7 protein-coding genes and 1 pseudogene are annotated in these 8,956 nt (G+C 32.7%); 4 read left to right on the top strand and 4 right to left on the bottom strand.

The window, feature by feature from the left end; translation table 11 throughout:
- Positions 1-820 (bottom strand): Ycf66 family protein (locus ACP6PK_RS06340; RefSeq protein ID WP_426558724.1); only part of this gene is annotated, 820 nt, incomplete at its 3' end.
- Between the two features lie 368 nt (positions 821-1,188).
- Between ACP6PK_RS06340 and ACP6PK_RS06335 the strand changes: the two genes are divergently transcribed.
- Complete coding sequence (locus ACP6PK_RS06335; protein ID WP_143437468.1) at positions 1,189-1,395, top strand: hypothetical protein; 207 nt, start codon at positions 1,189-1,191, stop codon at positions 1,393-1,395.
- Between the two features lie 48 nt (positions 1,396-1,443).
- Positions 1,444-1,749, top strand: coding sequence for a DUF6464 family protein (locus ACP6PK_RS06330; RefSeq protein ID WP_426558722.1), 306 nt, complete (start codon positions 1,444-1,446; stop codon positions 1,747-1,749).
- 495 nt (positions 1,750-2,244) lie between these two features.
- On the opposite strand, the gene ACP6PK_RS06325 is transcribed toward ACP6PK_RS06330, so the two are convergent.
- On the bottom strand, positions 2,245-2,802 hold the full coding sequence (locus ACP6PK_RS06325; protein ID WP_426558720.1) for an NUDIX hydrolase: 558 nt from the start codon (positions 2,800-2,802) through the stop codon (positions 2,245-2,247).
- Positions 2,803-2,978: 176 nt separating this feature from the next.
- Between ACP6PK_RS06325 and ACP6PK_RS06320 the strand changes: the two are divergent.
- Positions 2,979-4,034 (top strand): annotated as a pseudogene (locus ACP6PK_RS06320) (fatty acid desaturase family protein).
- 836 nt (positions 4,035-4,870) lie between these two features.
- Here the strand turns inward: ACP6PK_RS06320 and ACP6PK_RS06315 are convergent.
- Entirely contained in the window at positions 4,871-5,380 is a 510-nt protein-coding gene (locus ACP6PK_RS06315; protein WP_426558718.1) for a hypothetical protein, read from the bottom strand.
- A 566-nt stretch (positions 5,381-5,946) separates the two neighbouring features.
- Positions 5,947-7,440, bottom strand: coding sequence for a site-2 protease family protein (locus tag ACP6PK_RS06310; protein ID WP_426558716.1), 1,494 nt, complete (start codon positions 7,438-7,440; stop codon positions 5,947-5,949).
- Between the two features lie 230 nt (positions 7,441-7,670).
- Here ACP6PK_RS06310 and ACP6PK_RS06305 point away from each other — a divergent pair, with 230 nt between their 5' ends.
- A complete protein-coding gene (locus ACP6PK_RS06305; RefSeq protein WP_426558726.1) occupies positions 7,671-8,345 on the top strand; it encodes an MBL fold metallo-hydrolase in 675 nt (224 codons plus the stop codon).
- Positions 8,346-8,956: the final 611 nt, after the last annotated feature.

Below are 8,956 nucleotides of genomic sequence, written 5' to 3'. Positions count from 1 at the left end.
GTTTAGTTTCTTCAGTCTGAGTTATAGTCTCATTAACTTCTGAAGTAACTTCTTCACTAGAGGTTGCTTCCTCAGTATCAGCTTTAATTTTTGTAGATGTTGAGTCAGAATCAGTATTTTTAGAATCTCTACCTTGAATGGCATTTTTAATATTGCTCAAGATTCCAGTTACAGGGGTCAATAACTGAGAAAAACCACCAGCTTTTTTAGATGAACTTGTCTGTAATTCCTGAGATGTTTCTGACACAGTTTGAGCATCACTTAAAACATTTTCTTCAGTCATACTTTCATTTGTATCTACTTCAGACTCTTCTATCTCTTTGCTAGAATCTGAAGTAGTTTCATCTGGTAATAATTCAGGCTCAGTTTCCCCTGGTTGAACTTCATTAATTAAATCTTCAGTAGTAATATTTTCTAACTCTTGAATAGAAGTTTCTGTTGACTCAGCTAAATCAGATTTAGGCATCTCTACTTCTGGTGTAGATGTTGTCTGAGGAAGAGTTGTTGATTTTTCCTGAGTATTATCTTCAGTGCTTTTGTGAGTTGATATTTTTGTTTGCTCTGCAACAGGGGTCACTTGGCGACGCAACGTCAGGGTTTCCCAACCAAACCAACCTATTAAAGTAACACTTGCTACTTGACCCAATAACACCGCACCTGTAATTCTACCAGCACAGAACCATAATACTAGGGCATAGAAAAGACCTACACCACTCCAGATAAAATCATTTTTCCGATGGACTTCTGGAAAGAAAAAGGCCACCATATATAAAGCTAAACTACCAAGACCAAGAGCTAAGGCCAGTATGTTTGCAAGCATAAGTTTAGGTACTCCCACTATATATTTGTATATGGGGTCATTTTATCGTTCATTGACATTCTCCCGACTGTGGACTTGAGGGATAATATGGCATTCCTAAACTGTGCTATAGACTACTACTCTATTTAATATTCCGTAGCATTTTCCTATGGAATGCTTCGCAAATATTTCGGCGATCGCCTAAAACACAATTTAGGTTGATATAGTTAAAAGTTAAATATTTGTTAATTATATCGTGAGTTTAATCACTTTTTTGCCTAATTTCAAGTCACAGACGATTACTAAAGTTGTCTCCTAAGATGTAAGTGTTAGAAAAGCCTGAAAATAAATCGTTCTATATTTTCATCAAAATGAAAGGAGGGTGTGAAATGTGGGAAAAAATTTTGTTAGCTACTGCTGTTACTTTCTCTTTACATATCTTTGCGGGAATAGATTTATCTGATATTAAGTCACCTGTTTCTTCTTTATCTCCTTCTATAAATACAGCGGACAGTAAACTACCAAACTTATCTTATGTTGAAGAAACTTTTCCATCTTCAACTTTGACAAATATTAAAACTTTTATCGACCAATAATTTAAGATTGATAGAGTAGTTATGAACTTCTAATAAATTAGAATAAATGTGTTTGAAATATTAGTAATTTTTTTGATAGGCATAGCTCCTTGCCTAGTTTCTTTATGGATTATTCACAAGTTTAAAGCAAGGACTAGAGACAGACTTAACTCAGCCAGATTAGCTGTCAATTATAGAGAAATAACAGGTCTATCTAGCCAACCAGAACAACGATATATTGAAGGAGTAGGATATATTATAGGAGACATAACTTGTAAATTTAATGCTAGGTCTTCTCAAGTTCGTTGTGCTGTTAATCCCCTCGGTCCGTGTAAAGGTTGTCGTGATTATCAGTCAATAGATATTGTTCATTAATTGATAATTAATAATTAATAATGGATAATGGATAATTACCTATGATTAAAACCTAGAGGATTGCATAAGGTTCATTAATTGATAATTACCTCTGGTTAAAACCGTTACGGAATTGAAGATAAGGAAATATCCTAGGACTTTTTTCCCTTTAAAAGGGGAAGGTTTAAACATGAATTATTTAATTATTAATAATTAATAATTCGGTAAAATGTAGAATGTAGAATTGAGAATTTAAAATTGAGAAATTAATTAGGGCTTGCTGATTAATTCTCAAAGCATCGACAGACAGAGGCGTTCGCATTTTTAAGATCGAAAAAAGTACCAGGTTTTGACTCTAAAACCCTCAAAGAGTTAGTATTTTGATTTTGGGCAAGAGTTGGGCAGAAAAATCTTTTTAGGAATTTCTGACTCACTCCTCTCTGCACACTTCCCACCCTCCCTAAACTTTGCTTTTTTCAGCAAACCCTAATTAATTCTGAATTCTCAATTCAGAATTCAATTAGACTTACGCAAATATTCTAATCCTAAAAATATAGCTGTGATAGTTCCACAAACATTTATTTCTCCCATCAAAACTCTCTGAATAACCTCAGCAACAGGTATTAAAACTACTTCAATTTCTTCTGTAATATCAAGCTCTTGTTGTTGAGACTTGATGACATTTTCAGCAATAAATAAGTGAATAGAATTAGTATCTTTAACAGGATTATCATATAAAGTTGCTAACTTAATTAATTTCTCCGCAACATACCCAGTTTCTTCACTCAATTCTCTAATAGCAGCTACTTCAGGAATTTCTACTTGAGGATTAAAAGATCCTGCAGGTAACTCCAATAAAACTTCACCAACTCCATGTCTATATTGACGGACAAATACAATTTCTTGTTGAACAGTTACAGGAAAAACAAGAGCAATATCTGGTCTAACATTAATAAAAAAATCATCTATAATTTTGCCATTCGGTAACTCAACTTCATCCTGTCTTACCTGACACCATTTATTATTAATTACTAACCTAGATTGTAAAAGCTTCCATTTTTTAAAATCAGTCATAAGTACCTGTGCAAAATTAATTTATTTATTTATTTAATTTAATAGGTAGTAGGCACTAAAAGAAAAAATATACAAATATACTTTATAAATATAAGTAGAGCCAAAATAATTTAGCCTATCTACTGACTTAACTTCAAAATCAAACATACAATTAATTTTGCTTTATTACTGAATTAATGGATATGAGTAACCATTTAATTAACTCAACTAGACTAACTCAAGACCTACAAAAAGTAACCTCAGACTTGCATCAAATTAACTCCTTTGCTGGACTACTTCGCTTTCTTGTATTAGGTTTTGCCTGCCTCATTTTAGTCATAATAGCTTGGTCAACATCCAATAACTATTTATTTCTAGGTACTAGCATTTTCGCGGGACTCTTCTCTGCTTTCTGGCTAATTTGTACCCATGATATGACTCATCACACCTTAACTGGGTGGAGATGGTTTGACAATATTATGCCTCGACTAATCAGTTGGCCGATGTTTTGGCCTTACAGTATTTATGCTGCACTGCACAAACTACATCATGGTTGGAATGGTAGTGACTTACGAGACCCAGAAAGGGTGCAGTGGACATGGCCAGAATATCAAAATTCTTATCCTCTTATGCAATGGTATGTCCGTCATCAATGGAGTATTGATATTTTTCTGGCAGGAGGAGTGGGTTGAATTATGAAAACTTTTATTCATGGTTGGCGTTACCGAAAGTTAGTTTCTTGTCTCCCCCAACAAATATTTCTAGATGTAGGAGGAATGGTATTAGTGCATGGAGTTTTGCTCAGTTTTGCGATTACAAATGGAGAGTTATTACGCTATTTACTGTTTTGGTTAATATTAGAAAGAGTAACTGGTATTGTGATGCAAACCCGTGACCATCTAGAACATTATGGACTTTGGGGTAAAGCAAAAACTTATCAACTTACTCAACTTTATGCTTCTCGTAATATTCAGGCAAATTCTATTGTTGGATGCTTAATGGGAGGGCTAAATTATCATGCGGTTCATCATGCTTTTCCTGGGATTCCTTTTAATAATTTACCAGAGGCTTTTCAGCGTATTCAAGGAGTTTTGAAGAATCATAATTTACCTTTGATGAAAGTTGATGATGGTTATTTTCAGAAAACTTATTTTTTGAGCAGTAATCCTACTTTGATTGGTGAGGGTAAGTCTTCTGAGATTAGAGAAGATAATCAAATCATTTTGACCAGGAATAATATTGTTTCTAATTAATATGTTGTCCGGTTTTAATTCTGATTATTGGCTATAAATTAATGTACATTTGTATTGGGAAGATTCAATAATTGAGAATTTATAATTTAGAATGCGCGAATTACCTCTCCCTAAAAGGGAGATGATTGACGAACAGGAAAATTTTTATTTATTATCCCCTTAAAAAGGGAGGATTTAAACCACAATATTTCGGTAAATTTGTATTGGGAATAGTAAAAATAATTAGCCTAGTTCAATAATTGATAATGGATAATTGATAATTACCTCTCCCTAAAACGGATTTGATTGAATAAAAGGAAAATAAATTCATTGTTTCTCCACGGCGAGTGAGAGGCTTTATACCTTTATTTTTCCCTAATAGGGAAATACTTTGAAGTTGAATGGCTACTTTTTATATTTATATAAAATATGGTTATACAATTTATCAAAAACTTTTCTCTATTTTCTTGAGCCGGGGAGTAGGGTGATTTCAGTTATCAGTTATCAGTTATCAGTTATCAGTAAGTATAGAAATGTGTGCTGGCATATTTACATATTATTTTTTGTACACCTTTTCCCTTATTGCACTTAGAAGCTCGAAATTGTAAATACCTGAACGCTCATTGCTATACTTAAACAAAATCAAAATTATTCTTACATCGGACTTTTATAGATTATCTGGAAGTAACTCTTTTCAGTTATCAGTTATCAGTAAGTATAGCAATGTGCCCTGGCATATTTACATATTATTTTTTGTACACCTTTTCTCTATACTGCACTTTGAGCTGGACATTGTAAATACCTGAACGCTCATTGCTATACCTAAACAAAATCAAAATTATTATTACATCGGACTTTTATAGATTATCTGGAAGTAACTCTTTAAATAAATTATTTAACTCTTGAGGATGAATCGGAGAAAATATAGCATCATCTAAAACAACAGTAGCTTCTAAATGTTGATTGTCTAAAATTTCCCAGTCAATAATAGTTAAATGATTGCGTGTCATAAGGGGAAGTTTTCTATGCCAATGTATCTTCATTTCTAATACTGACCCCCCACCTTCTCTCTCTGCTAACAAAATTGGTTCTGCTCTGTCATACTCTCCGTGGGGATGAATAATTAATATAGCTAATTTCCCAATTTCATTCCTTTTACTGTTGAAACTTTTCTGTAAATCTAAAGCTAATTTATCGGCTGATTTTTGACTTTCTCCTACGTTAATTTGCAAATCATTTTGTGCAGACAAACTAAATCCTGAAAGAATATTTACTGCATTAGCTACAGGTAGATTAAAGTTAGGTATTACAACTGATAATAAAATCAAAACTATAGCCAAGATGAGAGAATTTACCTTGTTAATCATTTAAAGACAAAATAACGCATAAATATAGCAATCTTATGTGAGTTGTAAGATTTTGGTGGCATTTAGGAGTCAGGAGTCAGGAGTCATAATTTTTAAGGTTTTCAGGCAAAACTAACTATCATAAAAATTCTCACATCTCATTCCTGATTGCTATAAAAGCTCAAAATTGAAAGAAGTCCTAGAAACTAAGTATAGGATTTTCAAATAAGATGTAAAACAAGTGTTAGTTATTTTCTGAAATTAAAAATTCCGGGAAACCTTTTTACCTGTTGCCTCTTGCCTCTTGCTTTTTGCATAAATAAAAGTTGTTATTTTTTTACACAACTCAAATTAAATTTCTATATACTTAGTTCCTACTATCAATGTAAGCATTCAGGTATTACCTGTCAGCTTGAGTACAATAATATTCTAACCTGATCGAAGAGGTTTAAATGAATATAGACTTTAAAGTCGGCTTTTATAGTAAAATTTAATTTTGACTAAATTAATAAAGCTTTGATCTACACCTAAAGTAAATAGCTAATAGCTGATTGCTGATTGCTGACTGCTGAATGCTTACCTATCAATTAAAAATTTAACCACTGTATTACCATCTTTGGTGCGGGCAATAAAATCATTACCAATAAACCTAACATTAATAATCCCAAAAAATCCCGTTTATTATCTAGTTCACTAACATCATTAAGAGCAGGTTCATCAACAAGAGGCAGTAAAAATAAAAAGATTGCTAAAAATAAAAATTCCTTATTTCTGAAAGCTAATAACAATAACAAAAAACGGGAAATTTGACCAATAACCATGCCAGTACGTTGCCCAAACATGGCGTGTACTATATGACCACCATCAAGTTGTCCAATAGGCATTAAATTATATGCAGTAACCACTAAACCTATATAACCCGCTACTGCGACTGGATGTAAATCTATACCTTTGTTATAAGTTAATTCCGCACCTAATGCTAATTTACTTAATATAGCTAATAAAAAAGAAAAAGTCGGATTGAATGAATCTATAGATAATATTCCTGAATCTTCAGAAAGAGGCACAATACTAGAGTTAGATAAACCCCAAATTAATAGCGGTATTGTTACTACTAATCCAGCTATAGGACCTGCTATACTAACATCAAATAAAGATTTGCGATTAGGTACGGGACTTTGCATCCGAATAAATGCGCCAAAAGTTCCTAAGAAAAATGGTACTGGAATAAAATATGGTAAAGTTGTACGAATTTTGTATAATTGAGCTGTTATATAATGACCGAATTCATGGCACCCTAAAATTAAAAGCAGAGCAATAGCATAAGGTAAACCCTGAATTAATAAATTAGGGTCATATTTTATGGCATCTTCAGAAATACCAACTATTTCTTTCGCCCCTACCAATGTAGTAGTAAATAAAGTAATTAGTAATAATCCTAAAGCCAACATTATAGGTCTTTTATATTCTTCAGACTCTTGAGTTTTATTCTTACTACAATGTGGGTTAGGAACTAGGGCAAAAAAAGGTTTGTCTTGAAAGCTATTTTGAAATACTACTAAGAAGCGATCGCCAAATTTTCCTTCTACATTTTCTCGTACTGTTTGATAAGCTTTTTCTGGGTTAGAGCGTAATTGACCTCGACAAATAACCGCTTGAGGTCTATACTCTAAATTCCTTAGATAGTAAACTGTCCAAGGAAAACAATTTCGCAGACTTGTTTCTTCAGTTTTGTCTATTGCTAGTTTTGGTGGAGTTTGGTTAATAGTTTGAGTAGGGTTGATTTCTGGTTTACTCTGGGAGTTACTATTTTCTATTTTTGATTTATCTGATTGAGTAGGAGTATAACGTCCTTGTTGTACCAATAACCAGTATAGGTAAGGACAAAAAATAAAGGGAATGATGATTAATGCTGGTGGTAGTTGCTTTTGACCATAAATTAACATCCAACTCGTCCATATTAAAGCTGGTGTCATCATTACTAGCCATAATATCCAGATAGGAGTGCGAGTAATTTTGCTGACACTGCTCTGTAATATGAAGTATGTAATAAATCCTAATAGAATTAATAAAAAGACCATAATAGTTTACTGAGTTCTGTCTATTTCTAATTAAGTAATACCAATTCACTTTAAATGTGAAATAATTTCTTGAAATTAGTGTAGAGTCAAAGTTTTAAGCTTATGATATATTGCTTTTGACTTTTGTACGGGCGTTTTCCTCCGCAATGCTACGCAAATATATCGCGCAGCGAAATGGCCATTAGCCCCTACGACTTTTAACTTCCGTGAAACGTTATAAGAATACTGCCTTGACACAACAGCCTTTTGTCTCCAAACTTCCCCAATTTGTCCTGGAAAATATTTTTGCTTTTTCGCCAAATCGGGATACTTTAGGAGGAACTTCTTATTTTATTGTAGAGAATCAGACCAACATTCTGATTGATTGTCCTGCGGATAATAAAACAAATCAAAAATTTCTCATGGAACATGGAGGAGTAAAGTGGTTATATATTACTCATCGTACTGCTATTGGTAAAGCAAAGGAAATTCAAGAATCTTTCAAATGTGAGATTCTGATTCAAGAACAAGAAGCTTATTTATTGCCTGGGTTAAAAGTAACGACTTTTGAGCATGAGTTTAATTTGAGTCCACATACTCATGTTTTCTGGACTCCTGGTCATTCTCCCGGTTCATCTTGTCTATATTATTCTGGAAATAGTGGGGTATTATTTACAGGTCGTCATTTATTACCTAATAATCAGGGGGAACCTGTTCCGTTGCGTATTGCTAAGACTTTTCATTGGCCTAGACAGGTTAAAAGTGTTAAATTTTTGATAGACCGATTTTCTTCAGAAAATTTACAGTATATTTGTCCTGGTGCTAATACTGGTTATTTGAGAGGTAAGCGAGTAATTGACTTAGCTTATGATAAATTGGCATCTTTGGATTTAGATACTTATTCTCAAGTTAAATCATTGTTTTGAGTTAGTTTTGAGTTTCTTGAATGTACCTCAAACCTGATCGAAAGTCACGGATAAATTTTGTTGAAGATCAAATAAAACTAATATTCTCGGCCATTAAAGATGAGAATTTTATTACTCACATAATTGAGACAGACTGAAGTTTAACCTATTTAAGCTTTGCTTTTGAAGTTCTGGATTTTTTTTAATTAACAAAAAAATTTTTCTTGTTCAGGACTTACCCAGGGATACTACATATAGAGTCAAAAAACTATAACGTTATAGTTTTGAACACTATATGGAAACTGGCGGATAAATTTTGTTGAAGATCAAATAAAACTGATATTCTCGGCCATTAAAGATGAGAATTTTATTACTCACATAATTGAGACAGACTGAAGTTTAACCTATTTAAGCTTTGCTTTTGAAGTTCTGGATTTTTTTTAATTAACAAAAAAATTTTTCTTGTTCAGGACTTACCCAGGGATACTACATATAGAGTCAAAAAACTATAACGTTATAGTTTTGAACACTATATGGAAACTGGCGGATAAATTTTGTTGAAGATCAAATAAAACTGATATTCTCGGCCATTAAAGATGAGAATTTTATTACTCACATAATTGAGACAGACT

This window comes from Dapis hubbardiae BLCC-M172 (genome assembly GCF_050016015.1).
Taxonomy (GTDB): domain Bacteria; phylum Cyanobacteriota; class Cyanobacteriia; order Cyanobacteriales; family Microcoleaceae; genus Trichodesmium.
Note: the sequence above shows the minus strand (reverse complement) of the source record. Positions and strands in the feature narration are given on the sequence as shown.

Excerpts from the sequence above, each read along its gene's own strand:
- ACP6PK_RS06335 (WP_143437468.1), top strand. The coding sequence starts at position 1,189 with ATGTGGGAAAAAATTTTGTTAGCTACTGCTGTTACTTTCTCTTTACAT.
- ACP6PK_RS06325 (WP_426558720.1), bottom strand. The coding sequence starts at position 2,802 with ATGACTGATTTTAAAAAATGGAAGCTTTTACAATCTAGGTTAGTAATT.
- ACP6PK_RS06315 (WP_426558718.1), bottom strand. The coding sequence starts at position 5,380 with ATGATTAACAAGGTAAATTCTCTCATCTTGGCTATAGTTTTGATTTTA.
- ACP6PK_RS06310 (WP_426558716.1), bottom strand. The coding sequence starts at position 7,440 with ATGGTCTTTTTATTAATTCTATTAGGATTTATTACATACTTCATATTA.